This window comes from Paraburkholderia caballeronis, from assembly GCF_900104845.1.
Lineage (GTDB): Bacteria > Pseudomonadota > Gammaproteobacteria > Burkholderiales > Burkholderiaceae > Paraburkholderia > Paraburkholderia caballeronis.
Map to the genome: position 1 here is coordinate 671550 of NZ_FNSR01000002.1, position 25240 is coordinate 696789.

Consider the following 25240-nt stretch of genomic DNA (forward strand, 5'->3'; position numbering starts at 1 on the left):
TGGCCGACGAAATACACAACTGGCCCTGAACTGCGGCAGCCAGGGATGCCATCCGGGAGCACCGTTCCCTTACGGCTAGTGCCCAGCGAGAGCGGTGCCCCGGCGGGATATGGACTACCACGGACCATTGGTTGTTGCCGCATTCGACCACAAGGCGCGTCCCCGTGGGTTGATATAGCGCGAAATCGTGCATTTGGCCTACTCGCAACGGATCGTCCACGTCGGCATGGCCAGCATGCCGCCATTGCTCTAGGATCGTCTCGCAGCAGGAGGAAGAGAGGAACCCTCTATGAGGAGCAGCCGATGACGACCGCACGTAAGCACACGAATGCACCCTCCGGGACGGATACACCGCACGACTCCCCGCGCCCGGTCAGCTCGCACTGCCTGCCACCGCGAACCGCAGCTGTCCGGCGTCCGCTCGCGTTGCCAAACAAACTCGGCCCGGTCGATTGGGCGTACTTCTGGCAGGTCAATACCGATCGAGAATTTGTGTCAACGTTTGTGAGCAATTACGACCATGGATGCCATATATTTTCGCGCCCGGCGACGCGACAGTACCCGCATCTGCTTTCGTCGCGCTGGTCTCGGGCAACCTGCGCGGAAATTCAACGCCGCGGCGCGAGCTGGGGCAGTTCAGTTGGCATACGCGATCTGTACGCTCGCGCCGGAGGCTGCAGACAATCTGCTCAAACTACCGCCACGACGACTCGGACGCGTCATGAAAGCCGTGCTGCGACGCACACAAATACGCGCTCGCAGGCGCGCCTACTCCAGACGCCGTTCAACAGCCCACGTGATTCGCGCTTAGGCTCGCCGCCCCCCAACGGGTCTTCCTCGTCATTATGACCAGCATGCCGCCCTCCCCCGACGACACCGGCTCCAGACCATGTCCGCTCGTGACAGATCTCAAAACGCTAGGACAAGCGGTGCAACGTATCCGGCTGGCGAGTGAATTGACGCTCCTCGATGCCGCCGACTGCATCGGCATATCCCAAAGAGCTCTTGCTCGCATTGAAGCCGGACGATCTGTCGGTACCGTGCACCTGTTCAAGGTGCTGAAGGAGTTCGGGCTTGCAATGCTCATCATGTCGAAAACGGACGCCGAAGATGCCTTGCAAGCGATTGGCCATACGGTGAACTGGCTTGAAATCACAGCGAAGCAATCGGCTACCAGGACGACCGGCACGAAGCCTGTTCCCATTCCCGAGCGAACCACACCGACGCTCTTCGTCGATTACGACGGTACCCTGCATGCTGGCCATGCCTATATAGATGACGAAGCCCAGCTCACCCTAGACTCCGGCAGGCCGCTTTTTGAATTCGCTCCGATTCTGACTGAGATTCTCCAGCCCTATCCGACAGTGGAGATCGTCCTCACGACATCCTGGTTGCAGAGGCTGCCAACCGAGCGTGTCATCGCATATCTTCCGCCCGACCTCGCGCGACGAGTCGTTGACACGACTCGGGACATGAAGCCACGCTTCAGTTATCTGCAAAGCGGTTCCGGCAGAACGGATGTAATCGCGTCGTATGCGCAGGGGAAAGGCCTACGAAACTGGATGGCGTTGGACGATTCAGTTTTCGACGCTCATATCTTCGGTCGCGAACTGATCAGCAATTTCGTGCTGCTCGACTCTGCGCTAGGCATCAGCGATGAAAAAGCGCTGGAGCGACTTCGACGATGGCTGACGGGCATTGATGATCGGCGAACCGGTGCAGGCCAGTAAACGATGGTTGGAATTGGGGCAGATCGAGAAAGATCTGAGGGCGAAAGTGGGCACCGGCCAATACGCCTTCTCCCCCAAGAATAGTCTGGATGACCCGACACACGCACGAATTGCTGTCGGCAGCAACAAGTGGCACAGGAAGCGGCAGGTATCCACGAAAACGCATGCTTGCTGTAGGCCCGTACTGCGAGTTCGGGATCAGCACCCGCGCATTACAAAGGAAGGTCCGCAATGACTGTTGCAGAAGCAGCAAGATACCTCTTTGTCAGCCGTACGCACGTTCTTAAGCTTCTCGCGGCAGGGAAACTCAGCGAGGTTTTGCCGGGAGAGCCCGACGGGGAACTCAATATCGACTTCTTTTCCGTGGAAGCGTATCGCAATACGACGGAATACGCACAGCGTGCCTACCTGGATTCACAGAGCGAGGACGACAACCCACCAGGACTTTAAGGTCAGATCCACGCCGGTGCAATTTTCTGAATGCGATGCCCGCATACAACGCACGGTTGATTCTGGAATCGGGGAGGCAACCCCGTGTCTCGTCTCATCCTCTCGTCACCAGTGGGAGCTGGCAACCAGGTCCACAGCGATCGTGTCGGCGATTAGCACGAGGGATAATTCGCTAGCGTTCGGCCCGACAAAAACGAGCGCAGCATGTGCTGCGCTCGCTCGAGTCATCCGGCAAATCCGGCTGATTAAATATCGTCGTACTCGTGGGCGGTTTTCATCCCGTCGACGATATCCGGCGAATCGACCACGGCGGCAGTGTCAGCAGGGTCAGCGCCAAGCTTGGGCTCCCTGAACCGCGTTCCGTCTCCCTCGTACCAGCCCGATGGATAAAAGACCAATCCCTGTTCTCCGGGAAACTCAAAGCATTTGCGGAAGAACAGATATTCCTCGTAAAACCGGTAATCTCCCGGCGACCACGCGTACGAGTCCCACTTCTCGAAGTCGGCAACCAGCTTTTTGCAAACTACCGGACCGAATGTCATGCCCCGAAGCATATAGCGAAGCAGTTCCCAGAACGGACCATGCCCTTCAGTTTCGGGATCCCTCTCCCTATCCTCCACTGATTCAGAAAGCCTGGTGCACCAATCCACCATCTTGTATGGCCCTCCTTCAAGCTTTTTTCCATTCGTCACCAGGCTAACCAGCTTCTCACACCATTCGAAGAAGTAACCGTCTGACGAGCGTTCCGCGATACGGAACCACATCGTTTTTTCATAATCAAATTCGTAAACGGAACCAATTTCCAGACCTTCGGCCAGTTGAGGATAGTCAGGAGGAGCCACCACCAGGACCAGATTATCCAGATACTTTCCCGTTTCAAGACATCGGTTAAAATCCTTGGGATGGCGGGGCTTATTCCATTTTTTCAAGTCCGAGTGGGCATTCAGATATTCACGGGTTGACATTAAATTACTCCAATTATTTTACTGGGGATCGCAGTAACCAGCGCGCCAGGCGCAGATAGCTGCGGAAGGTAGTTGCCGACTCGATGTGGATCGACGAGACGTTGTCCAGAGAAGATTTTTCCTTGGCCGTCTCGCAACCAGACGGCGAGTCACTGCTTCCGCTTGCAGGTCACGATAAACACGCAAGCACTGGTGTATAGGAAAAAATTCGGCATGATCTGCAGGGAACGCCGAACGATTTCACGAGCCAGTTAGTCGACGCGGAGAGACCAGGGGAAAATCGAAACCGGCGCCCCTGGATAAATCCGTGAGCCTGGCACAATACCTCTCAGTAGCCTTATCAACGCAATCATGTATTGAATGAAAAATTTTCATCTTCGCGTTTTTTTATCGAAAACAGTGAAATTCGTTTCTCTCTCGATCCCCGTGGATCAGGAATGGTTGGCATTGTAGAACTGGAGAATCCAGTTTGAAAAGCGAGCAGAAAGTGTTTGGGAGCCGCTATTAGTGTGAGATCTGAAAATCAGATTCAGACTAGTACGAGTTTTTTGAATTAGAGTGAATACTCTAAATGGTGGATTTGCCGTGTGGGCACAGAGAGGCTCGTACGAGGTGCCGAAGAGCATGACTGCCGCGCCTACGCCATCGTCTGGCTGGCCACCCGCCCGTGGACAACCGCATTGTTCGCGGCAACGGTATCTCTGTAGCCAGACGTTCCACCTCGAAAGGCCAATCCGGCGGGCAATGCATCCTTCCACCTGACTCGCCATCAGCTTTGACCAGACGCGTCGCGATCAGACGCAGGCGCATTGGTACGCGCGGGTGTCACGCTGGCTGCCTCGGACAGTACACGGTCAGCTTCGGGTCTAAGGCAACTCGCACAATCCATCACTAACCTGACGTTTGCATGGCGATGCAGGTGAGCAGCGGCAATGTCCTGCGTTCCAAAAACACCGTCTATTCTCAGTGAGATTTTCCATAAAATCCGCCTTCTCCGGATAAAATTACACAATTTCCATCATTTTCAAGAATTTTATGTTATGATTCTCTCATCGATCGCCGTGAATCTCCGCGGGAGGACGCCGGAATCAATTCGTGGCTCGACAACCTCCCGGAATGAGGGCTCGCCGTGCGCGTGACCTCCACGTCATTTCGGTGGCGGAAGAAGTTTTGCATTCCCCGCTTGAAGAAAGCGGACCGCGAAATCGGCCCTGCACTCATTCGCCGATTTCGCACTGTTCGCGTCCTTGAACACGCCACGTTTGCTCACAGCTTTGACACAACCGTCGAAACGCGAAAACGTACGTGCAGTGTGATGCTCCCGACGGGACCATCACGTCGGTTCCCTCGTCGCATCCTTCATTCAGAGACGCGCATGACCTCCAGTTCAACTATCACCATCGACGGATATTCGATCGCGGATACCGTCAATCATCAAGACACAACGAACACGTACGCGGAAATCGCCGGGACCGTCGTCTCCTTTCTGATCGACTGCGGGATGAAGGACGCCGACGTCAATCCGAGCCACCTCTCCCTTGCGTTCGAGTATGCCTATGAGCCGCTGCCCCGATTCTGGCGCGACTTCGACCTCGCAACTGTGATGGACGCAATTTCGGCGCGCTTCCCTGATTGGCGCTCGGCCGCCCAAGCTCGGACCCAGGCTCCAGCAGAGGTGCTGCGCGAAGTCGAAGGAATTTTGTATATGAACGCGGCCGATGAGGCCAACGCGGAAATGCTGATGGCGCTGCCGTTGCGGGTTCGACCGACCGAAGCCCAAGCGGCCGCTGACTGGATTGTTGCCGAACTCGAAAAGAGGGGACTTGAATCAGAACGGCAATTGGCCGAGCGGGATGGCTGGCGCTGCGGTGAACGTGCGCTTGAGGTAGTTCGTAGCCTTGAACCGGTTGCCAAGGGGATTCAGTGCGAACGACTCGGCACTCGGACAGCTCGTATGGTTCGGGACCGTATGATGACAACGGGCCGCACCTGAAATTGAAGGATCCAGTTCTACTATTTCGCTTTACCAGCCGCCAATCGTTAGTCACGATCCTGAATCTGCCTTATCAGGTCGAAATTGCAACCGTCAGCTGACCAGCGTTTCAGTCACAAAGGACAGCGGGGTGTTGACGGTTGGCACGTCTGCCGACCAGGAGTCAGCGACGCCCGCGACCCAGCCATCGAAGCGCCACCCTTCTCGGCCTTCAGGAGCACGGTTTCGCATACGACCTGCCGGCAACAACCTGCTGCAACAGACATACGACTGCATCGAGACGATGCCCGACTTTGCGGGTGCTGCTGACGCGCCCCGCCATTAAGAAAGCCCGTCGCTTAACCTAGGTTGTGTCTCATCACAGATCGTCAAGGTTGACCTTGACAGCCCGGTCCACCGACTTCAGGCGAGACACCACCAAAGTTGCTAACCGGCGCTCGTCGTATAGCTCGGTCATCTGAACCATCAGTTCCGGCGAGACCGCGTAGAACGCGGGCTGACCGTCAACAAGCCGCGGACATTTTCCATATCGGCCCCCAAAAACCACGCCAAATTGGGCACCGTTCCACATACGGTCCGGCGGCCCAACGTCAAGAAACAGTAGACGTGTGACGATGGCTTAGGTCTGTCCAGCCTCGACGCGCCTACCACAGACAATCCATAAATCATAACTTGGCCCATCGGACGTCAAAACGCAAACTACCCACCAGTTCCTAGGTCAGAGTGGCCAGAAATACTGGGCATTTCCTTCGTGTACCCCGACTCGGTAAAGCATAAGCTGTCCGATCGAAGCCATGTTAAAGAATAAGTTATCCAAAATAAATTCGCTTCGCACAACATCCCCGTTTTTTACTGCGCAGGGCGACGAATTTGTGGCTAGCATCAACTTGTGCAGTGGAAACGACAACCGCGACGGCCGCAAGCATCATGTCGTTCCAATTTCAATTATCTGGCCAAAGCCTGTCCACTGGCAGCTTCTCCAGTATCCGTTAGCTTCATCGTCTGCGCGACGTGAAGGTAGTCAACTGGTTCTATCAGCCGACAGGAGACATCATGCAAACGCGAAACGACAGCAGGATTTTGTGCGCAAACGGTACCGTCAGTGAGATTTCGGGAAAGCGGATAAGGCATACCCGCGTCATCGACATAATGTCCGAGCTGGACACCCTGATCTACCCCGAAAGCCAGGACAGCATCCTGCTCGTATGCGGACCATCGGGGGCTGGCAAAACAACGCTGGCGAAGTACATGGTTAACACGGCGCTCAAGCGAGCTCGCCCCCACATGGAATCAAATCGAGGGGTGATTCCGGCAATTTACATTGAGGCGCCCTCGAACGGTGAAAGCATCTTCTCCTGGCGCCTCTGCTATGAAAAGATTCTTGCGCAGCTCGGGGACGATCGTGAGCTCCCGAAAGTTGCGTACGGAGTCAATCCTGACACGGGACTTCTGGTCCGCCCTCGGGGGACAAGCAGAAACACACTGGCCGCCCTGCGTACCGCGGTCGAGCGCGGATTGCGTGAGCGACAGGTTCAGTTTCTCGTTATCGACGAGGCCGCACATATCATCCGTCAGACGTCCGGGAGTCGAAGACTCGAGATCCAGCTGGATACACTGAAATCACTCGCCAACCTGTGCGGAACACAGATCGTTCTCATCGGCTCCTACGATCTGTACCAGCTCGTCTCCTTGTCCGGGCAGATCGCCCGGCGCACTCACGTGCTTCATTTTGAACGCTACCATGACGACTATCCCGAAGACGTCCGTGCATTCAACAGTTGCGTCAGCTCCTACGAGAAGGCGCTGCCGGCGTTGTGGGGAGGCAAACTCTCCAGGTATTCTTCTGCACTTCTCGCTAATACACTTGGATGCGTCGGCACACTCAGCCGCGTGCTAACCCGCTCCGCCAAACTGTCGGGAGGCACGTGGTCAGTAGATGCACTGAAGCGAGCGTTGCTCACCGAAGCACAGCGCAAGCGAATCCTCGAAGAGATCCTGGATGGCGAGTCCGAAATCGGACCCAGTTTCACCCGTATTCTCCCGGCCGTACGGCGTGTCGCACCTTCACCAGTCGGCGGAAGCGAATGAGCGAAATTCCGATAGCCGCGCGCTCGATACTGAACCCTGTCGCCCCATTCGGCGTTGGAACGCCCGATACAGAAAGCCTGATGAGCTACTTTTGCAGGCTGGCGCTATCTCATTGCGTCACAACGTCTGACCTCGCACGCAGGATTACCAATGCCACTGGCGGCCAATTCAACCCCAAATGGAACTGGAAATCCGTCAGTCCGAGCGGCATTTCTGACACAGCTGAGAAGTGGTCGCAAGCGCTCACCGAACTGACGACCATCGAGTGCCGCACAAGCCTGACTCTGCTGCCTTGGCGCGAGGTCATAGCGGAGATGGGCCTGATTTCGACAGGCGCGCGATGGTGCCCAGTATGTTTTGCCGCGGACCGGGCGACGGGCAGAGCACCCTATGCCAGATTGGCCTGGGACATCGGCATGGTAACGACGTGTGCCCGGCATGAAACGAAGCTGATCCATGTCTGTCCGGCTTGTGGTCGCAGGGAAACGGAGCATCGATCCGCGTACATCGTTCCTGGCTGGTGCACTAAATGTGGAGCATTCCTCGGAAGCAACGCATATAGCGACGCTGCGCCAGAGGAAACGTGGATAGCCAATCAAGTCGGCGGCACGGTGGCGCGTCAAGCAACGCTGGAGACGACCCCGTCGCTGGAAACCCTGCGCAACTGCATTCAGACCTTGGTCATGCACCTGGATGGTGGCAGAAATGCGGTATTCGCCCGACGCATTGGAGTCAATAAGTCCACGGCGCATTACTGGTTGAAGAACGGGGGTACGCCAACGCTTTCGGCGCTCTTGCGCATCGCATTGCACACGGGAATAGACCTCCCGAAGCTACTTACCGGCGATCTCACGGGTTGGTCAGTGTCGTGCATTGAAACTCGCCCGTGCGATCTTTCTCTCCCAGAACGCAAGAGGCGCAAATCACCTGTAATCAACAGAAGCGAACTGCTTCGGGCACGTCTGGTTGCATTGAATGAATCGAAAGAACCCGTCAGCGTTCGAGAGGCCGCCAGGCAGCTTGACGTTCATCCCCGCCAGCTGTATCAAAGCGCGAACGACGAAGCACGCGCCATCGGGGAGCGGTGGAGGAACATCCAGCGCTATCGCGCCGAACAGAGTCGCGAAATTGCACGCGAAGCAATCGAAACTGCCTATTTTAAAATCCTGGCTGAAGGCAAATGTGTCAATCTCAGGGAGCTCAGAAATCACGTTCCCAAAGCCATCCTGGGCAGCGTTCGCGACATCTTCGCTCTTATCGAGGAGGTCAAGGAGAAAGTTGGGGTGGTCCAACCACGAATATGAGTTTCTTCCTGGATCCTGCGGGAAACGCTTCCTCCTCATCTGCTTGCGCTGCCACCAGCCACGTCAAAAGCATCCATAGTGTTCAGATGACGCCTACGCCTGGCCCCTTTCGCGACCATGCGAATGGCAACACCGTTCGCTGACGAGCGAACCCACTCCCGATTGCTAGACAATTTATACCTGGCCGACTTAGAGTCGCTAACACAAGTCATCCACGAATCGTGAACAGATAACGGCGGCAGCCAGGGAAAGCAACGCAACATGAATGTCGAGACGACGCTCGAAACGAATGCGCAGTTTGCCGAAACCGGCAAACCAGGCGTGGGTGCGCTCGACCACCCAGCGATGTCGCCCGAGCTTCTCCTTGCTTTCTACACCGCGACGCGCGATACGGGCCGTGATGCCACGCTGTCTCAGGTAACACCGACAGCGAGCAAAGTCATAACCCTTGTCCGCATGCAGTTTGCGCGGGCGCTTACGGGGCTGGCCATCCAGGCCCGACACTGCTGGAATCGCATTGACTGTGGACTCGAACGCCATCGAGTCGTGCCGGTTGGCGCCGGTGACCGTGATAGCCAGAGGAATGCCTCGTGCGTCTACGACGATGTGCCGTTTCGACCCGAGCTTTCCCCGGTCCGTCGGGTTGGGGCCGGTTTCCTGGCCCCCCGGGGGCTGGCAACACTGGCAGCATCAAGACTCGCCCGTTCCCAATCAATCTGGTCATGTTCACGCAACCGGCGAAGCAGCGCCAGATGCAGTTGCTCCCATACACCTGCGGCCTGCCAGTCCCGTAGCCGTCGCCAGCATGTCATGCCGCTACCGAAGCGTAGTTCCTGCGGCAGGTCTTCCCATGGAATGCCCGTTTGCAGCACATACAGGATGCCGTCCAAGGCTGCACGGTCATCCACTGTTCGGCGCCGACCACCTTTCGGTGACGGCGTGAATACCGGAATCAGCGGCTCCAGAGCCGCCCATAACTCGTTACTGATTTTTCGTCTGGCCATGCCGCCAGGATATGGCTTTCTCGGCCTGACGTCCAGGTTGTGTTAGCGACTCTTAGTCGCAACCTCGATTTATTCTGGAACACCGGAGGCCCGACGATGACTCAGCGCACCCCTACCCCGAAGGCCGCTCCGGCCGCGCTCGATCCGGAAGCTGAGGAAGCGCTCCGCGTTGCCGTAGGCGCTGCTGCCATGCTCGGACGCGAAAAAGTTCAAGCGCTCCTCGAACTGCCTGATGCAGAACTGGGACACCTGTTTAAGTACGGCATAATGCAGCTCGCGAATCTCTTCACATCGGTGACCTTCGAAGGCTACGAGCTCTCCCGGCAGACGAAGGAAGCCACGCGCACCAGGAAAGATAGGCGGGCAGACGAAGGCGCTTTCGAATTCGCTTCTCCCTCTGATGGACGACAAGCCCTGGTTTCAGAACGCAAGCTACTACTCGCCACCGAGGTCTGCCGCGGTTTAGGTATCACCCGACAAGTGCTGGGCAAGGCCCTCGCGGCGGGACGTATATTCACCGTTGACGTCGGAGCGCGCCGGTACTATCCGGCCTTTTACGTGCATGGCGATTTTGACCGCACAGCGCTCGAAAGGGTCACCCAGCTTCTTGGCAGCTTGCCGGGCTGGAGCAAGTGGCAGTTTTTCACAACACCAAAGGCATCGCTGGGTAAGCTCACTCCCCTGCAAGCTTTGTCGCGTGGCAAGCTAGCTCTCGTCGAACGGGCTGCGAAGGCATTTGCAGAGTGATAAAAGGCGTCCCGGTCAGTCAGCACTCGCTGAGAGTCCAGACTCACCCGCTGCGGAGACCTGCCCGAAGCCATCGCTCACCCAATAAGTCTCCAACGACCGGTGGCGGTTAGCGGCACACCACGATTTCACGGTTCCCCTGTATTCGGCCATGCGCTCGCCTACGCAGAGAGGAACAAGCGTAAAGATTCCTCTGCCGCGGACCGACACTCGGCGAGTGATGGATCTGCACATGATGTGCAGCGTGAAGAAACCGGAGCGCCATATTACAGCGCAGCCGTTTTCCCTCAAGCACCGAGGACGGTTAGATCCGAAGAGTTGAGGCTAATCGGGGAAATCTTCCCGGACCTCTCAGGCCAAAGTTGGCGAGTTCTGGGACCTGTGCCCCGCCACTGCGAGTAACAGTGATTTCGTACCCACTCGACGCACCTATACTCTTTGCCCCTTTGAATCAGGGAGCCAGCGTAACCTTTGAGTATCGAACCCCGAACATGACCGATTCCAATATCAGCAACCAGGAAGCCCCTGCGGAACTTTACGCCCAGACAGCAGACGCCATGTACGCTTACATGGACGACTGCAACTTCGACGAAACGCATCTGACTGGCACTCTCATCTGGTTGGCCCTCGAATACGCATACCACCCGCACTCGAGGTTCTGGCGTGACTTCGACACCACGACTATCTTTGACGCTGTGTCACGTCGCTTTCCCAATTGGCGCGCAATGCTCGGAAAAGCCGGAAGATCTGCCGACGCTCTTCTGCGGGAGTTCGAGGAAGCCGTGCGACGCAACGCATTCGACGAAGCCAACGCTGAAATGCTCATGGCTCTGCCCATCTCCGAACGCCCGACGACCAGTCATACCGCATTCGACTGGATTGTGGCTGCACTGGCCGAAAAAGGACTAACGGCCGAACTTGAGTACGCCGAGAGAAACGGCTACGACTGTGGAACTGACGCACTTCTCGTTCTGCATCGTCTTGAACATGCGCAACGGGGAATCGTCGTTGACAGAATTGGCCGGTTCGTTGCTCTCTATTATCGGCATGCCGCCATGAACGGTTGAGAGTACCAGTCTGCATAACCCCTCAAGTGCTCATGTGCGACGGACTTCTGTACTCCGGGCGCCCCGAGGCGCAATGAGCAATCTGCCCTAAATCACTGATAAGCGCGGTGCCTTTTCGCCTATCCCGTCCCGGGGACGTCTGCTTCATATTGTCCGCGTACCGGAGGCGTAGCCACAGACCTCGGATCCACTTCGATCTGAGAGTTTCATGAGGTTTCACAGAGAATGAGAAGTTGCATGCACGGAGATACCGGATGATACCGATGCAAAAACGGTCGCCGATGCATGCCTATACATCGATGCTGTGTATCCCTTCGATGCTTACCAACGAATTCTGACACATCATCCTCGGCTAGCCGACCTATGCTCGACGCAACTTGTTAACTTGCAGTTGCCGCGTGGAAGGGAAGTTAGTATATTGAAACGAGTGGCTGAGGGGAAACTTTGGCTGCGAAGTGCATCAATACGATACGGCGATTTCGGCCTGAAGGCTCCCTATAGAAGCGGGCCTTTACCCATAAAATGGAAGCACTCGCTTTGCCGAAAGATTCGGTATACCTCGATGATCCCGTGCAGAGTCAGAAAGCCACGCCACATGATGGCGGCTCTGTGTGGAGCATCATGCCCATGATTCAGATAGCCGTCGAGCTCGGCGAGCCACATCAAGCCGCCATCCAGTGATGGAGGTTCGCCCGGTGGTTAGACCGTACGATGCACGTGGCAATACAACGCACACCTTTCGATCGGCAGCAGCAACACTTCACACGGCACGCCCGACCACCAGGCTAATGGCTTTCCATGCACAATCCGCAAAATGATCACCGCAAATACAGCAGTGGTCCGCACAAATCTAGTTTGTCGAATTTCCACGCCTCGAAACAGCATCCGTTCATGAGCATGCGATACCGCGATCCGATGGTCCCGCAGCGAACGTAACCTCCGATGCGTTCAATGGCCTCAGCGTGGGCTGGCGTGGTCACCGAACTTACCAGCAGCCATTCGAGCATTCTGACTCCTTTGCTGGCATCCATCTCCAACGCGTGGACTGCGAACACCTCGATTTCGGATAACTTCTCGCCGCCGCGCGCGGCAGACGTAGCCGCTGCGACAATCACCGTTGAATTTTTAAACAGCATCGATTCAACAATAATATTTAGTGATATTTAATATTTTTTTATCATCTCCATCCCTACAATATAACTGCTCTACAAAAGCGTCGATCTGTACCCACGAAGTTCGGACGGCGAAGATCGCTAAGTTTCAATGGATCGTTCCTCAGATTCCAAATGGAATCGCCGAGAAATTCGCTCAATGAACTTTCATCTGCATCGATGACACATATCTACTATGTAGAAACCAGGCTCACGTCGGCATACAACAGTTGCGCCTGCCCCCGTACGACGCTTCCCGTCGACAGTCATGAACTTGACGATGTCGTAATCACGAAAACTTGGAATTGGTTCACCGATCGGCGCAAACATCTCGGCGTCAGTCGTCTTTTTAACATTTCAACTGAGGGCTGGTCATGAACGGCAAACTGAATGGAAAGCGTATTCTTATCATCAGCACGAACTATGGGGTCGAACGCGACGAAATTCTTGAGCCTCTCGAAGCGCTGCGCGCGCAAGCAGCGACCGTAGTGCACGCGGCGGCCCACAATCAGCCGGTGCAAACGCTACTGCGAGATACCGCTACAGACATCGTATTGTCGCCCGATACCGACCTCTCTTCTGTTTCGGCCGACGACTTCGATGCGCTGGTCATACCCGGCGGCACAATTAACGCCGACAACCTTCGCGTCGACGCAAACGCAATCGCGCTCGCCCGAGCGTTCGCACAAAGTGGGAAACCGATTGCCGCTGTTTGCCACGCCCCATGGCTGCTCGTTGATGCCGGTCTCGTACCGGGCAAAAGACTAACGTCCTACCATACGCTTCGCGCCGATCTTCAGAACGCTGGCGGCGTGTGGGTGAACGAAGCCGTCGTCAAATCGAGCACTGGAAGCTGGACACTCATCACTTCGAGGGACCCTGACGACCTGCCAGTCTTTTCACGAACGATTACAGATGAACTGGTCGGCTGATCGCTGGCGGAGGATGGCGACCCGGTTAACTCGGGGTCGCCGTCTGTCTCAAGCTCGGAATGCAGGAATGCGAGCCGATACCGAGCGTTTCAGCCTTCCGAACGAGATCCGCAAGCGACCGGCACGCCAGCTTCCTCATAACCTGCGCACGATGGGTTTTCACCGTTATTTCGCTCAACTTCAATATGGCGGCAACCTGTTTATTGAGCATCCCGTCCACGACGTAGCTCATTACCTCGCGCTCCCGCGATGTTAGCGTTCCGTAAGAGGTGCGAAGAGCAAACATAGCCTCGTCCGAGGCCAAACGCGCTTCGTCGCGTCTCAATGCATCGGAAACGGCATCGAGGATGTCCTGGTCGCGAAACGGCTTTCGCAAAAAATCCACCGCGCCGGCCTTCATCGCCTTCACAGACATTTCGACGTCGCCGTAGCCCGTGATGAAGACGATAGGCAAATGCACTCCCGCGCCCGCCATTTCCTCCTGAACTCGAAGTCCATTTTCTCCCCGCAATCTCACGTCGAGAATCAGACAGCTCGGCGCGCTCGGTTTATCGCATGATAGAAAGTCGGCCGGCGCGGAAAATGTCCGAACACGCAGACCAATCGAGCACAACAGCGAATGAAGTGCCGTTCGCATCGGCTCGTCGTCGTCGACAACGTAAGCGATCGAAAGCGGCTCGTGGTTAGTCTTCATGTCTTCCCCATTACCGGTTTCCGGCCGCCGCCCCTCGTTGAGGAAGGTAGCGGGCCGGCCACACCGCAGTCATCACCGAACACCTGCTGGGGGAGCCGAAGGGGAAACGAACGCGGCCATCCCTTCCGATGACAGGATTTCGATCCAGTAACCATCCGGGTCGAGAATGAAAGCAAGGCCCTTCATCTTGCCCTCGCCCGGTCGCTTCCTGAACGGAATGCCAAGCCGCTCGAAGCGGGCACATGCCTCTTCGACATCGGGCACGCTGATCCCGAGATGACCGAATCCGCGTGGCTCGTCATTTCCGCTGTGGTAGCCGGCAAACGTCGCGTCGACTTCCGTTCCCCAGTTGTGCGTCAACTCGAGGGTTGTTTCACGGTCGAACACGAAGCGCGCCTTCTCGGCCGGTTTTTCGGGGATCGTCTCACCTTCCTTAAGGTAGGCGAGAAAATATAACGAAAATCGCATCTCCTCGAAATCGATCCGATGCAGCAGGGTCATACCGAGCACATCCCGGTAAAAGCGAATGGACGCCTGGGGGTCGCGTACCCTCAACATCGTCTGGTTCAATACAAAGCCTCGGGTTTCGGGCGATTGGATCATAAACATCTCCATCATGCGTAAATTGCATTCAAACAGGTTCCTTTCCAGCGACACCCCTTCACCTGAACGCGTCCTTTAAGCGGCGAAGGCTGCCGAATTCTTCTGGCGACCGTGCCCGCATGAACGGATTCGTTGCGAGTTCAGCTCCAATCGTCGTCGGCAGCGTGGGCCTGCCTGAATTTCGGCGATCAGCCACCCACGTCGAGCGCCGCTGTAAGGCACGATTGTCAGGGTCTACAGAAAGCGCAAACCGCAAGTTCGTTTGTGCGTATTCATGGGCGCTATACACCAGCGTGCAAGGGGGCAATGAGGCTAACTTGCGGAGGGAATTCCACATGTGGGATGCCGATCCTTCGAACAAGCGGCCGCAACCCATCGGGAAAAGTGTGTCGCCCACGAACACCATATCCGCCTCCGGTAGAAAATAGGCGATGTGCCCACTCGTGTGTCCGGGCACATTCAGGACTTGCGCTTCGTAGCGTCCGATGGCGACGCTTGACCCTTCGTAAACCAGTTGGTCACCGAGCGTGATTCGGTGAGCCTCCACGGATGGAACAATGAGCAGGGCGTCGGTAGCAGCCTTGATCACAGCGTTTCCTCCAACATGGTCGTCGTGCCAGTGTGTGATCCAGATCTGGTCGATCGACCAGCCGAGTGAATCCGCTGCCTCCATTACGGGCTCTGCAACGCCGGGATCAATAACCACTGTCGTGTTGCTGTAGCGGTCATGCATCATCCAGACGTAGTTATCGTCCAATACCGGCACGGCTACGACTTCAAGGGAAAGCTGTGTCATCAATGCCGCATAGCCGTGAAAACGGCAATGCCCTCAGAAATTCGGTTACCTCGGCGGCCGACACGGTCGCTACTTGCGGCAAAGTATAGGCAGTGTCCTATAATTCTCAAAACGAATTTTCAGAATCGCAATAAGTCTAAAATGGAATTGAAATGGATCTTCGCAGCTTGCGCATATTCGTCGAGGTAGTCCGGCAAGGCGGCTTCACCGACGCGGCAAAGGTGGTCTTTTCCACGCAGTCGACCGTCAGCAAGGTCGTGAAGCAGCTCGAAGAAGAACTCGGCTGTCAGCTACTGGACCGCTCAGGCAAACACATCGTGCCGACGCCAGCGGGGCGTCTCGTCCACGAACACGCGCTGGAGGTGCTACGGATTCGTGAAGCGCTCACCGGCGCGCTCGACGAATTGCATGGGGTGAAGCGCGGCATTGTTCGGCTCGGCGTCCCGAGAGTTGGCAGCGATCTTCTTTTCGCGCCGATTTGCGCGCGGTTTCGCAGCCAATATCCGGGCATCGACGTAAAGATCACAGAAGACGGCAGCGTGCGGCTTCGCGAGGCACTCCAGGCGGGCGAACTCGATCTGGCCGGACTGCTTTTACCGGTCCCCGACGAACTCGAATACGTGGAAATGAGCTGCGAACCCGTCGTCGCGATCTTGCCGCGGGAACATCCGCTAGCCCGCGCTGAACAGCTCGGCCTGGAAGACTTCCGGCACCTGCCGGTTATTCTCTTTGATTCGGGATTCGCGCTCCATACCATGCTTGTCACGGGTTTCAAGGAGCGGGATCTGGCTCCCAAGGTCATCACGCAATCCAGCCAGATCAGTTTCATGATCGCCTTGGCCGCAGCGGGTCTTGGCGCCACGTTCATGCCTCGAAGCGTGGCGGTCGCGCGCATGCGGCCAGAAATAGTGATCGTGCCGCTTGACCATCCTACCCTGCAATGGCGCATGGCCATCGCATGGCGGCGAATCGGTTTCTTGTCGACGGCGGCGCAGGCATGGGCAAATCTGGCGAAGGAGGTCCTTCGTCCCGGCACTATCTAGCCTCCCGCAAACGACTGATCGTTGTTAATCACGGCTGGCGAGCAGGCAGGCAAAAATGGAAAATCGCTCCGCGCGGCACATTCGCCGTCGCCCATATCCTTCCCCCATGAGTCTCGATGATCCCACGGGAAATTGAAAGCCCCATACCGAGGCCGTCCGGCTTGGTTGTATGAAACGCCTCAAATACGCTTTCGAGCTTGGTCGGATCGAGTCCGCACCCAGAGTCTTCCACCGTCACAATTGCGCTGCCGGCGTCCCCCACGCGAGACCGGATAACGATCTGCCGGTCCCATTCATCTGCGCCGCTTAACGCGTCGACAGCATTGACGAAAAGATTGAGGATGACCTGCTGCAACTGGACCCGGTCGCCACTTACCTCTGGCAATTCCTCTGTCAATTCGAGCAACACTGCAACGTTGTGCTTTTCCGCTTCTCCCTGGCTCAAGGCGACGACCTCTCCGATGATGTCGTTCAGATTGAGCCTGTCGTAGCGCTGTGGCGCCTTCTTGAAGAAAGCGTGAATCCGTTCCATGACCTCTGCCGCCCGCGTTCCCTGCGCGCTAGCTCGCAACAGCGCCGCGCGGACCTCAAGCAAATTGGGCGGATCCGTGCTCAACCAGCGTAGCGCCGCGTCTGCGTTAACCACTGCCGCCGCAATCGGTTGCCTGACCTCATGCGAGATCGAACCCGATAGCTGGCCCATGGTGGCCACGCGGTTCGCATGCGAGAGCTCCAACTGAGCGGCGCGAAGCCGCTGCTCACTCGCTTGGATCTCCTGCTGCGCGCGCTTCAGTTCGGTCAAATCAAGGACGAAGGCGACGCCGTGCGCGCGGCCCGTTCCAAACGCGGCCTTGCCCACCAATACTGGCACCCGGCTTCCGTCCTTGTGAAGATATTCTTTCTCGTAAGGCTGCACCGATCCAGTGACCGCCAGATCGCGCAGTGCCGCCTCGTCGCGGTCACACCAGAGGTCGGGTGTCAGTGCGGTCCACCGTATCGCGCCAGCGATGAACTGGCTGCGTTCATACCCGATGATCCGCATAAAGGCTTCGTTCGCATCGATTATCCGGTCATCGTCATCCCAGATGAATATGCCAATGATGTTCGAATCGACCAAGCGTCGAACCCTCGATTCGCGTTCCCGCAAATCGCTGTACAGGCGCGCGTTCTCCAGCGAAATGGCCGCCTGTGACGCCAGGACCTCGAGCAATGCGGTTCTCTCGGCCGTGAACACCCTCGGCGTGACGCTATTTTCAAGGTACAGAATGGCGCCTGCCACGCCTTGTCGAACGAATGGCAGGCACAGAATGGACCGCGCCGCCGTGTTCGCCAGATAGTCGTCCTCGGAAAAACCGTGCGGACTCGCTGCATCGTCGATAATCACCTTCGTTCGGGTACGCGCCGCGTACCGCAACAGCGTTTCTGGCATCACATGCTTCGCTACCGCCCCGCGCTCCACGACGATTTCGTCGCCCGTCGCCAGAGCAGCGGCCGCAACATGCAATCCATCCGGCCGCGACAGGACCAGCAAGCCGCGATCGGCGCCGGCAGAGCGCAACGCAATGGTCATTAATCGGTCAATAAGCCGTGGCTGCTCGATCTCTCCCGAAAGGGCCAGAGAGGCGTCGACGACCATTGCCACGTCGAGCAACTGAAGGGGTGTGCCGTCGGTGGATACCGCAGATCCATCGCGCTGTACGACGAGCGTCCCGTCGCTCAGATCTAACTGCCGAACCTTTGCGCCGGCCCCCCAGATGGCGAAACACGCGCGAGCATTGCGAAGATATGCGCTTGCGTTGGTGTCGAGGCCACAACTCTGATAGAAACGCGCGGCGGTCTCGCTGGCAACCGCTTCGTAGTGTACAAAGCCATTGTTGCGCGCAGTCTGGACGGCCCGTTCATAGCGCCGCATGGCCTCGAAGTGGTCTCCGCTAAGCCGTGCTAGCTCCGCGGCGGCAAGCTCGTACTTGTCCGCGAAAGTCGATGAACCGTTCTTCGCCCACCCCTCGAGTTGCTCGACGTGCTCGTTCATCTGCTCGCCCCAGCTGTCCTCGTCTCGCAAGTCAGCCTCTTCTGTCCACATGGCCGCAATGACCAGCGCGCCATAGTAATGGTAGTTCAGGAGCTGGACGTGCCCTGCCGTGCTTTCGATCAGTCGCCGCGCGTTCTGCCGCGCGTCGAATGCAGCCCGAAAGTCCCCGACAATGAACCGTGCCTCGAGCTTCAGAATCCAGTACCAGCAAACGAGCGTGTCCATGCTGACCGATCCGAGCCGCTCCTCGAATCCAGATTCGTCGAAGTCTTCACCGCCGAAATGTCCCGGCGCATTCGTTCCCCCGGTCATGCTCAGAATGAATCTTTGCTGGGATACGATAATGTCTACGACGTCGCGAAAATTAGCCGCGCGCACGAACGCCAGCGCGGACAGCGACTCCTTCCACACCTCGTCGAGCGGATCGCCGCGCAATAGCCGGTTGGTTATCAGATGATTACGGCTATAGCAGGCGTACGTCAGATCTCCAGATTCGATGCCGCTGCGAAATGTCGATGCGAGATGTTGCATACCGGTTTCGATCGGCTTCGTCCATAACGCGGCGATCTCCATGACGAGAAAGGTTCGCGCACGCGATGAAACGAAACCATGTTTCTCCACCAGAGTACCTGCCAGTTCGGCAAACTGGTAGCCCTCCCCGTATCGACGGAACATCGTGCCGAGGAAAACGCCGAACCAGCCGTAACCGACCGCGGCCGCTTCCGTATTGCCGCGTTGCACGCTGAGTTCGACGATCCTGCAAAGTACGAGGCTCGCCAGATGAATGCTCGCGAATACCGCCGGGGCGAACAACGCCGAGAGCATCCGCGTCATCGCCTCGACCTGCGGGTCGACATTGAGCGGAAGATCAGCGAGGTCTCGCACGGATCGTCCTTCCAGGGCTTTCAGTATCCGGTCGTATTCTGCGACCACGTCGCTCCGGGCAGGATAGGCTGGCATGTCGATGCCAAGAAGGCGGAGACACTCCAGCGCGCTCTCTATGGCCAGACTGTATTCCGATTTCACGACGTGGAGGTCGACCTTTATCCGGTAAGCGTCCACCTTTTCAAGCGCGGTCTCGCTGCGGGACAGCAGCAAATCAACGCGCGCTCCGGCGGCCGGAAAGTTCCCGCTGAGAAATTCGCATTCGGCCAGTTCCAGCCAGAGTTGTCTTGCCAGCGGACGGGATCGTGACCAGGCGTCGTCACCAACCGTTGCGATCGCCTGGGACAGGTAGTGGCATGCGGAGGCATACGCGACCGCAGCCTTCGCCTTTCTGGCGGCATCCAGGTTGAGCCGTGCAATCGCGAGCCGTTCGTCCCAGTCGGTCACGAAAGAGACGCCGCGGTTCAATTGAGTCACTACGTCGAATATGCGCTCGTTCAGCGCTGCGGGCGTCAACCCTTCGAGTAGCGCACGACCGATCTGAAGATGGAGACGCGGCCGTTCTTCCGCCGATATCAACGAATAGGCAGATTCTAGGACGTGGTCATGCGCAAACCGGAACGCACCCTCCCACCTCTCGATCAGTCCGGACTGCAGGAGGCCCCGCAGGGTCCTCTCGATTGTATCTGCGCGCATCCCCGATGCGATCAACAGAAGTTCATCGTCGGCCGACAGCCCGATACAGGCCAGCACTTTCAGCAGCGCCCGCGCGTCCGGTTCCGCGCAACGGAGCTTGCCGGCAATAAGGTTGCCCATGTTTTCACCGAACTGCCGCGCTTCGATGCTGACTAGATCCCATGTCCATCTCGTCCTGGCGGCGTCATAGGCCAACAGGCCTTCGTCGCACAGCGCATTCAACAGCCGGACCGCGAAGAACGGATTGCCGGCCGTCCTGTCGTGCACGAGACCCGCCAGCGATTCGACCTCCTCACGACTGCAATGCACGGCGTCGGAGACCAAATCGAGCATCGCGTCGGACGAAAGCGGTTCGAGTACGATGCTGCGCAGGTCGAGCCCCTGCTTTTCGATCGACTGCAGCGTGGCATAAAGCGGGTGCGATGCGTCGACCTCGTTTTGCCGGAACGCACCGATCAAAAGCAGATCTTTCGAATCGGAATGCCTGCAAAGGTCTTCGATTAACCGTAACGTCGCCGCATCCGACCATTGAAGATCATCGAAGAAGAATACAAGCGGATGTTCTCTTCGCGCGAAGGCTCCGAGGAAGGACCGAAAGGTCAGATGAAACCGGTTCTGCGCTTCGAGCGGCGGAAGGTCGGGGACTTCCGGCTGCTCGCCGACGATGAACTCCAGTTCCGGAATCAGATCCAGAATCAAACGTCCATTCTCGCCTAACGCTGCCTGGAGTGTGGCGCGCCATTGGTCCACCTCGGTATCGTCGAGCGTCAGGATATGGCGGATCAGCGTCTGGAAGGCCTGCGCGGACGTCGCATAGGGAACGCCGCGTTTGTGCTGGTCGAATTTTCCGGAGACAAAGATAATGTCCCTGGACATGACCGCGTTGCGAAATTCGTCGACGAGCGACGACTTGCCGACGCCGGAATGTCCGGAAACCACCGCAAGCACAGGATTGCGACGCTCGACGACGTCGTCGAATGCCCGCAACAAAGAAAGCTTTTCTCGTTCTCGTCCATAGAGTCGCTGCGCTCCCCCCAACGGCCGCCTGCTATCTCGGGCGTCAAGTGCGAACGGTTCGATCCGACCATGCCGTTTCCATTGCGCGAGACACTCTCGAAGGTCCGATTCGACGCTGGCGGCAGTCTGATATCGATCTTCGGGAGCCTTGGCCAGTAACTTCATCACGATCGCGGAGATGGCGGCTGGAATCGGTACACCGTCGCCTGCGAACCCGGCCAGCTCAGCCGGAACACGCACAATATGCGCGTAAACCCAGCCGGGAATATCCGCAGCCACAAGAGGCAGGCGCCCACAGGCCAGTCGATAGAGCGTCACGCCGAACGAATATAGGTCGCTACGCGCGTCGACCGGACGATTCAGCCGGCCGGTCTTCTCGGGCGCCATGTAGGGCAGCGCGTCCGGCGTCACGTCGAGGTTCGCCGACTCCCAGTCCTCGCCGACCCGCCACGACGAAGCGTGTCCGAAGCCGGTCAGCCACGCCTGACCGGATTTCTCGTTCCAGAAGACGTTGGCCGGCCTGACATCCTGGTGAATGAGACCGGCTTGATGCACCTCCCGAAGCGCAGCGGCAAGGCCAGCGGCAAGCGTGAGAAATGACTCGATGGACATTGCGGCGCCAGCAACCCGCCCCAATGGCTCGCCACCCGGATCGTGAAGTATGAGGACGGTCTGGCCGCTGTTCAGCCGCGCCAGCGCCAATGGTTCGACTGCCCATGTGCTATCGAGGCGCGCCCTCAAACCGAATTCGTGCGCGAGCGGACCGACATTCGACGACGCAGCGTCATCCGGCAGTGCAATTTGCCCCAACATGTCCCGAGTGTCTTCCGACCATCCGCGGCAGAAAATACACGCCCCGTCTTGCCACGTCACCTCGAAGCCACCTGCACCGGCTGTAGTCTGCTTGCGCACGTTCATCCGTGCTGCTCCCTGTCGATATTCAGTCGCGTTCTGGCATGCTGCCCACGCCGTTCAACTGTATGTCCACCGCTGCACCTTGGCATGCTACCAGCGGAATCCAGACGCCGCACTACGTCTCCCCGCTAACGTATGTGGAAATATCCGCGAAATTCACAATGCTTAAGGGTCGAGGCAGTGCCGTCCATTGATCCATCGATAACCCTGGTTTCGCGATCATTGGTGACTTCAACGTTTGTACGCGGATTCGTCGCCGACACCTAGTGCTTCCGCCTTCCTGACCAGATCGGCAACGCTGCGACAACCCAGTTTTCGCATCACCTGTCCGCGATGGGTCTTGACCGTTATTTCGCTGAGCCGCATAGCTGCCGCTATTTGCTTGTTGAGCAAACCCGCCACCACGAACGCCATTACCTCGCGCTCGCGCGCCGTCAACGACTCGTACGACGCGTGCAGGTCTGCAAGGGCACTTTCCACAGCCAGCCGCTCCGCATCGCGATTGAGCGCCTGGGAAACCGCGTCGAGAAGGTCTTGATCGCGAAATGGCTTCTGGAAGAAGTCGATCGCGCCCGCCTTCATGGCCTTCACCGACATCTCGACGTCACCGTGCCCCGTGATAAAGAGGATCGGCACACGCACGCCCGTCTTCACCATTTCCTGCTGAAAAACGAGACCGTTCTCTCCACGCAACCGGATATCGAGAATGACGCAGCCGGGCACACTCGGCCGGTCAAATGCAAGAAACTCCCTCGGCGAACCGAACGTTTCGACGTGGAGCCCGCTCGACCGGAAAAGAGCGCTTAGCCCCGTTCTGATCGACTCGTCGTCGTCGATGACATAGACGACGGAAGCGGTGCTTCCATCGGACCGCCCATCCGGGCCTGCGTTTGAATATGAGTCCAAAATCAAGCCTTCCTCGTTAACATGACAAGGGCTATCCACGTTCCGCACGCACATTATTCGGCGGAAACGAAATGCAACCGCCGTATGCATCGGGGATGGACACGCGACCAGCAACCACAGCGCTTCATGCGATCCGCCCTACGCCAGCCACGACTCCGTCAGGCTCGCCCTGACCCGCGGTCGCATCGTATGCCTCCTCAGCTGCCACGCGGACGAGCATGCATTCAGCCAGTTTTTCGCCACCCATCACTTGCACACCGGCGCCCGGGATCCGCTTTGAAGCCTGCCGACCGATCTGCTGCCCATATTCTCGCGTCATCGCATGAAGCCATCGCTCGGCGGCCCGTGCGCGCTGGGGGTTTGCCATCAGGCGATACGCCTGCGAGAGACCCTGAAGTGCGCTCGACGCGTCGCTAAAATCGCATCCGTCTTCACCGGCGTGCAGACGCGTCGCGGATACGATCGGCGACACCTTCTGTACATCGTCCATCAATCGCCGTGACGGCGCTCGCGCCGCGACGGACGGCGGCTGCCCGGCCGCCCCGCAGTCCGGCATCCACGCGCGGACGAGCCCCCACGCGGCATCACCCCAGCGCGTGCTCTCCCCGACAAGGGAAAGCCGGAGCATGAGCGGCACCGCTGTGCCGGCAAGCCTAAACCCGATACATGCATATTTCGGATCGGAAAAGGCCCAGCCAAGCGCTGCGCGCACGTCACCCAATTCGTTCCTGAAATCCGCGAGCGCATCGTCGGCTGACTGGTATGACGTTCCATTGCCCGTGCGCGCAAATCGGCCGCATAACCATGCCGCACGGGCGTGTTCGGCCAATTCCCGCTCCCCACACTCCTCCAGCAATTGCCTTGCATAGCTACGCGTTGTCGATAGGAGGCGATAGCGGGAGGAAAGACCGCCATCGGCGCGAACCACCAACGACTTGGAAACAAGCCCGCTCAACGCTTCCATGGCCTTCGGCTCAGTCGCGCCGATACGCGCCGCGACCTGGCAAACAGCATCGAACGTGAACACGTCAACAAAGACACCAAGCCAGCGCAAAAGCACGCTCTCCTCTCGGGTGAGAAGGCGATAACTCCAGTCGAAAGTCGCTTTCAGCGTCTGATGCCGAGGGAGCGCCGTCCGATATCCTCCCGAAAGCACGTCCAGTTGATCATCAAGGCGCGTGGCCAGCACTTCGACGCCCAGCAGCGCGCCACGGGCCGCAGCCAGTTCGATGGCGAGCGGAATACCGTCGAGCTGGCGGCATACCTCGCCGGTCAGGAGCACGCTGCGCTCGTCCTGCGAAAACGACGGGTCGACTGCGCGGGCTCGCGACAGGAACAGTTTCACCGAGCTGTGGCGCAGGATTTCGGCGCCGCCGGCATCCGGGGGTGGAACGTCGAGTGGCGGCACGCGATACAGCCTTTCCCCGGACAGTCCGAGCGCTTCCCGACCAGTCACGAGGAATCTCGTGAGCCCCACAGCGCTGCATAAGCGCTCGACGATAGATGCGGCCTCCTCGACGACGTGCTCGCAGCTGTCCACGATGACGAGAATGCGCCTGCCAGCCGTGTCACGAACGACATCGTCGAGCACCGGTATGTCGGACGCGCTACCTGCTCCGAGCGCCTCGGCCATTGCGCCGAGCACCTGCTGCGGCTCGGAAACCGACGCCAGCGAAACGAAGCAAAGGCCGTCTGGAAAATGCGGCTGCAACCGACGGGCCACCTCAATGGCGAGGCGCGTTTTCCCTATGCCGCCCGCACCGATCAGGGTAACAATCGACGAGTCGCGCAATGCCTCGAAAACGTCAGCGATGGCGCCCTCCCTGCCCTCGATAGGCGATAGTGCGAGCGGCAGGTTTTGAAGAGGGCGAAGCGCATTTACCGGATGCGGATGGGATTCGCACTCACCGTCGTTGGCCGCACGGCCGGGCTTCACGCCATCCAGCCGGTAGCCTCGTCCCGGAACCGTTAGCAACAAACCTCTGTCTTTACCGAGCACTTTGCGAATCGCCGCGACATGCACCTGGAGATTGTTTTCCTCGACCACGGTGTCTGGCCAGACGCGTTGCATGATGTCGTCCTTTGTCACCAGCGCGCCGTTAGCCTCGGCCAGTAGTTCGAGAACGTCAAATGCCCGGCTTCCCATCCGGACAGGAACCCCTTCGACGCAGACCATGCGATCCTTCTGACTAATGCTTAGTCTTCCTACTCGTAACATCGTG

18 protein-coding genes are annotated in these 25240 nt (G+C 57.9%); 9 read left to right on the top strand and 9 right to left on the bottom strand.

Translation table 11 applies throughout. From position 1 onward, the window contains the following. Positions 1-899: 899 nt before the first annotated feature. Both BLV92_RS19500 and BLV92_RS19505 read left to right on the top strand, forming a co-directional pair. Positions 900-1730 (top strand): HAD domain-containing protein, encoded by an 831-nt coding sequence (locus BLV92_RS19500; RefSeq protein WP_244283855.1) that lies wholly within the window; start codon positions 900-902, stop codon positions 1728-1730. A gap of 231 nt (positions 1731-1961) precedes the next feature. After that, complete coding sequence (locus BLV92_RS19505) at positions 1962-2180, top strand: excisionase family DNA-binding protein (protein WP_090547962.1); 219 nt, start codon at positions 1962-1964, stop codon at positions 2178-2180. Between the two features lie 245 nt (positions 2181-2425). On the opposite strand, the gene BLV92_RS19510 is transcribed toward BLV92_RS19505, so the two are convergent. Further along, positions 2426-3145: a hypothetical protein gene (locus BLV92_RS19510; protein WP_143040704.1), complete on the bottom strand. Its 720-nt coding sequence runs from the start codon at positions 3143-3145 to the stop codon at positions 2426-2428. Between the two features lie 1375 nt (positions 3146-4520). Here BLV92_RS19510 and BLV92_RS19515 point away from each other — a divergent pair. From BLV92_RS19515 to BLV92_RS19525, 3 genes are all read left to right on the top strand, one after another. Then, a complete protein-coding gene (locus BLV92_RS19515; protein WP_244283856.1) occupies positions 4521-5138 on the top strand; it encodes a hypothetical protein in 618 nt (205 codons plus the stop codon). Positions 5139-6191: 1053 nt separating this feature from the next. Next, complete coding sequence (locus tag BLV92_RS19520) at positions 6192-7226, top strand: AAA family ATPase (RefSeq protein ID WP_090547965.1); 1035 nt, start codon at positions 6192-6194, stop codon at positions 7224-7226. Then, a complete protein-coding gene (locus BLV92_RS19525; RefSeq protein WP_090547966.1) occupies positions 7223-8530 on the top strand; it encodes a TniQ family protein in 1308 nt (435 codons plus the stop codon). Before BLV92_RS19520 ends, BLV92_RS19525 begins: the two co-directional genes overlap by 4 nt. Positions 8531-8728: 198 nt before the next feature. Here BLV92_RS19525 and BLV92_RS19530 read toward each other — a convergent pair. Then, positions 8729-9534 (bottom strand): IS5 family transposase gene (locus BLV92_RS19530; RefSeq protein ID WP_090547967.1). Its coding sequence is split into 2 segments (ribosomal slippage): positions 8729-9204 and positions 9204-9534, totalling 807 coding nucleotides; the frame shifts between segments, so codons are not numbered across the junction. A 96-nt stretch (positions 9535-9630) separates the two neighbouring features. Here BLV92_RS19530 and BLV92_RS19535 point away from each other — a divergent pair. Together BLV92_RS19535 and BLV92_RS32635 are read left to right on the top strand one after the other, a co-directional pair. Further along, on the top strand, positions 9631-10281 hold the full coding sequence (locus BLV92_RS19535; RefSeq protein ID WP_090547968.1) for a hypothetical protein: 651 nt from the start codon (positions 9631-9633) through the stop codon (positions 10279-10281). Positions 10282-10772: 491 nt separating this feature from the next. After that, positions 10773-11348 (top strand): hypothetical protein, encoded by a 576-nt coding sequence (locus BLV92_RS32635; RefSeq protein ID WP_244283857.1) that lies wholly within the window; start codon positions 10773-10775, stop codon positions 11346-11348. A gap of 818 nt (positions 11349-12166) precedes the next feature. On the opposite strand, the gene BLV92_RS19545 is transcribed toward BLV92_RS32635, so the two are convergent. Then, entirely contained in the window at positions 12167-12484 is a 318-nt protein-coding gene (locus BLV92_RS19545; RefSeq protein WP_090729952.1) for a hypothetical protein, read from the bottom strand. Positions 12485-12873: 389 nt separating this feature from the next. On the opposite strand from BLV92_RS19545, the gene BLV92_RS19550 reads away from it, so the two are divergent. After that, complete coding sequence (locus BLV92_RS19550) at positions 12874-13431, top strand: DJ-1/PfpI/YhbO family deglycase/protease (RefSeq protein ID WP_090547972.1); 558 nt, start codon at positions 12874-12876, stop codon at positions 13429-13431. A gap of 25 nt (positions 13432-13456) precedes the next feature. On the opposite strand, the gene BLV92_RS19555 is transcribed toward BLV92_RS19550, so the two are convergent. The 3 genes from BLV92_RS19555 to gloB form a co-directional block, all read right to left on the bottom strand. After that, positions 13457-14125, bottom strand: coding sequence for a response regulator transcription factor (locus BLV92_RS19555; protein WP_090547974.1), 669 nt, complete (start codon positions 14123-14125; stop codon positions 13457-13459). Between the two features lie 72 nt (positions 14126-14197). Then, positions 14198-14728 (bottom strand): lactoylglutathione lyase, encoded by a 531-nt coding sequence (gloA, locus tag BLV92_RS19560; protein WP_244283858.1) that lies wholly within the window; start codon positions 14726-14728, stop codon positions 14198-14200. 58 nt (positions 14729-14786) lie between these two features. Continuing rightward, on the bottom strand, positions 14787-15524 hold the full coding sequence (gene gloB / locus BLV92_RS19565) for a hydroxyacylglutathione hydrolase (RefSeq protein WP_090547977.1): 738 nt from the start codon (positions 15522-15524) through the stop codon (positions 14787-14789). A gap of 152 nt (positions 15525-15676) precedes the next feature. Between gloB and BLV92_RS19570 the strand changes: the two genes are divergently transcribed. Next, a complete protein-coding gene (locus BLV92_RS19570) occupies positions 15677-16567 on the top strand; it encodes a LysR family transcriptional regulator (RefSeq protein ID WP_090547979.1) in 891 nt (296 codons plus the stop codon). 28 nt (positions 16568-16595) lie between these two features. On the opposite strand, the gene BLV92_RS19575 is transcribed toward BLV92_RS19570, so the two are convergent. The 3 genes from BLV92_RS19575 to BLV92_RS19585 form a co-directional block, all read right to left on the bottom strand. Further along, positions 16596-22115 carry a trifunctional serine/threonine-protein kinase/ATP-binding protein/sensor histidine kinase gene (locus BLV92_RS19575; RefSeq protein ID WP_090547980.1) on the bottom strand — a complete coding sequence of 1840 codons (5520 nt, stop codon included), beginning with the start codon at positions 22113-22115 and terminating at the stop codon, positions 16596-16598. A 228-nt stretch (positions 22116-22343) separates the two neighbouring features. After that, entirely contained in the window at positions 22344-23018 is a 675-nt protein-coding gene (locus BLV92_RS19580) for a response regulator transcription factor (protein WP_244283936.1), read from the bottom strand. Positions 23019-23142: 124 nt separating this feature from the next. Next, on the bottom strand, positions 23143-25194 hold the full coding sequence (locus BLV92_RS19585) for an ATP-binding protein (protein WP_167627122.1): 2052 nt from the start codon (positions 25192-25194) through the stop codon (positions 23143-23145). Positions 25195-25240 lie beyond the last annotated feature (46 nt).

Bases quoted from the DNA above. Each gene is read 5' to 3' on its own strand.
- BLV92_RS19505 (WP_090547962.1), top strand. From the start codon at position 1,962: ATGACTGTTGCAGAAGCAGCAAGATACCTCTTTGTCAGCCGTACGCAC.
- BLV92_RS19510 (WP_143040704.1), bottom strand. From the start codon at position 3,145: ATGTCAACCCGTGAATATCTGAATGCCCACTCGGACTTGAAAAAATGG.
- BLV92_RS19515 (WP_244283856.1), top strand. From the start codon at position 4,521: ATGACCTCCAGTTCAACTATCACCATCGACGGATATTCGATCGCGGAT.
- BLV92_RS19520 (WP_090547965.1), top strand. From the start codon at position 6,192: ATGCAAACGCGAAACGACAGCAGGATTTTGTGCGCAAACGGTACCGTC.
- BLV92_RS19525 (WP_090547966.1), top strand. From the start codon at position 7,223: ATGAGCGAAATTCCGATAGCCGCGCGCTCGATACTGAACCCTGTCGCC.
- BLV92_RS19535 (WP_090547968.1), top strand. From the start codon at position 9,631: ATGACTCAGCGCACCCCTACCCCGAAGGCCGCTCCGGCCGCGCTCGAT.
- BLV92_RS32635 (WP_244283857.1), top strand. From the start codon at position 10,773: ATGACCGATTCCAATATCAGCAACCAGGAAGCCCCTGCGGAACTTTAC.
- BLV92_RS19545 (WP_090729952.1), bottom strand. From the start codon at position 12,484: ATGCTGTTTAAAAATTCAACGGTGATTGTCGCAGCGGCTACGTCTGCC.
- BLV92_RS19550 (WP_090547972.1), top strand. From the start codon at position 12,874: ATGAACGGCAAACTGAATGGAAAGCGTATTCTTATCATCAGCACGAAC.
- BLV92_RS19555 (WP_090547974.1), bottom strand. From the start codon at position 14,125: ATGAAGACTAACCACGAGCCGCTTTCGATCGCTTACGTTGTCGACGAC.
- gloA (WP_244283858.1), bottom strand. From the start codon at position 14,728: ATGATCCAATCGCCCGAAACCCGAGGCTTTGTATTGAACCAGACGATG.
- gloB (WP_090547977.1), bottom strand. From the start codon at position 15,524: ATGACACAGCTTTCCCTTGAAGTCGTAGCCGTGCCGGTATTGGACGAT.
- BLV92_RS19570 (WP_090547979.1), top strand. From the start codon at position 15,677: ATGGATCTTCGCAGCTTGCGCATATTCGTCGAGGTAGTCCGGCAAGGC.
- BLV92_RS19575 (WP_090547980.1), bottom strand. From the start codon at position 22,115: ATGAACGTGCGCAAGCAGACTACAGCCGGTGCAGGTGGCTTCGAGGTG.
- BLV92_RS19585 (WP_167627122.1), bottom strand. From the start codon at position 25,194: ATGGTCTGCGTCGAAGGGGTTCCTGTCCGGATGGGAAGCCGGGCATTT.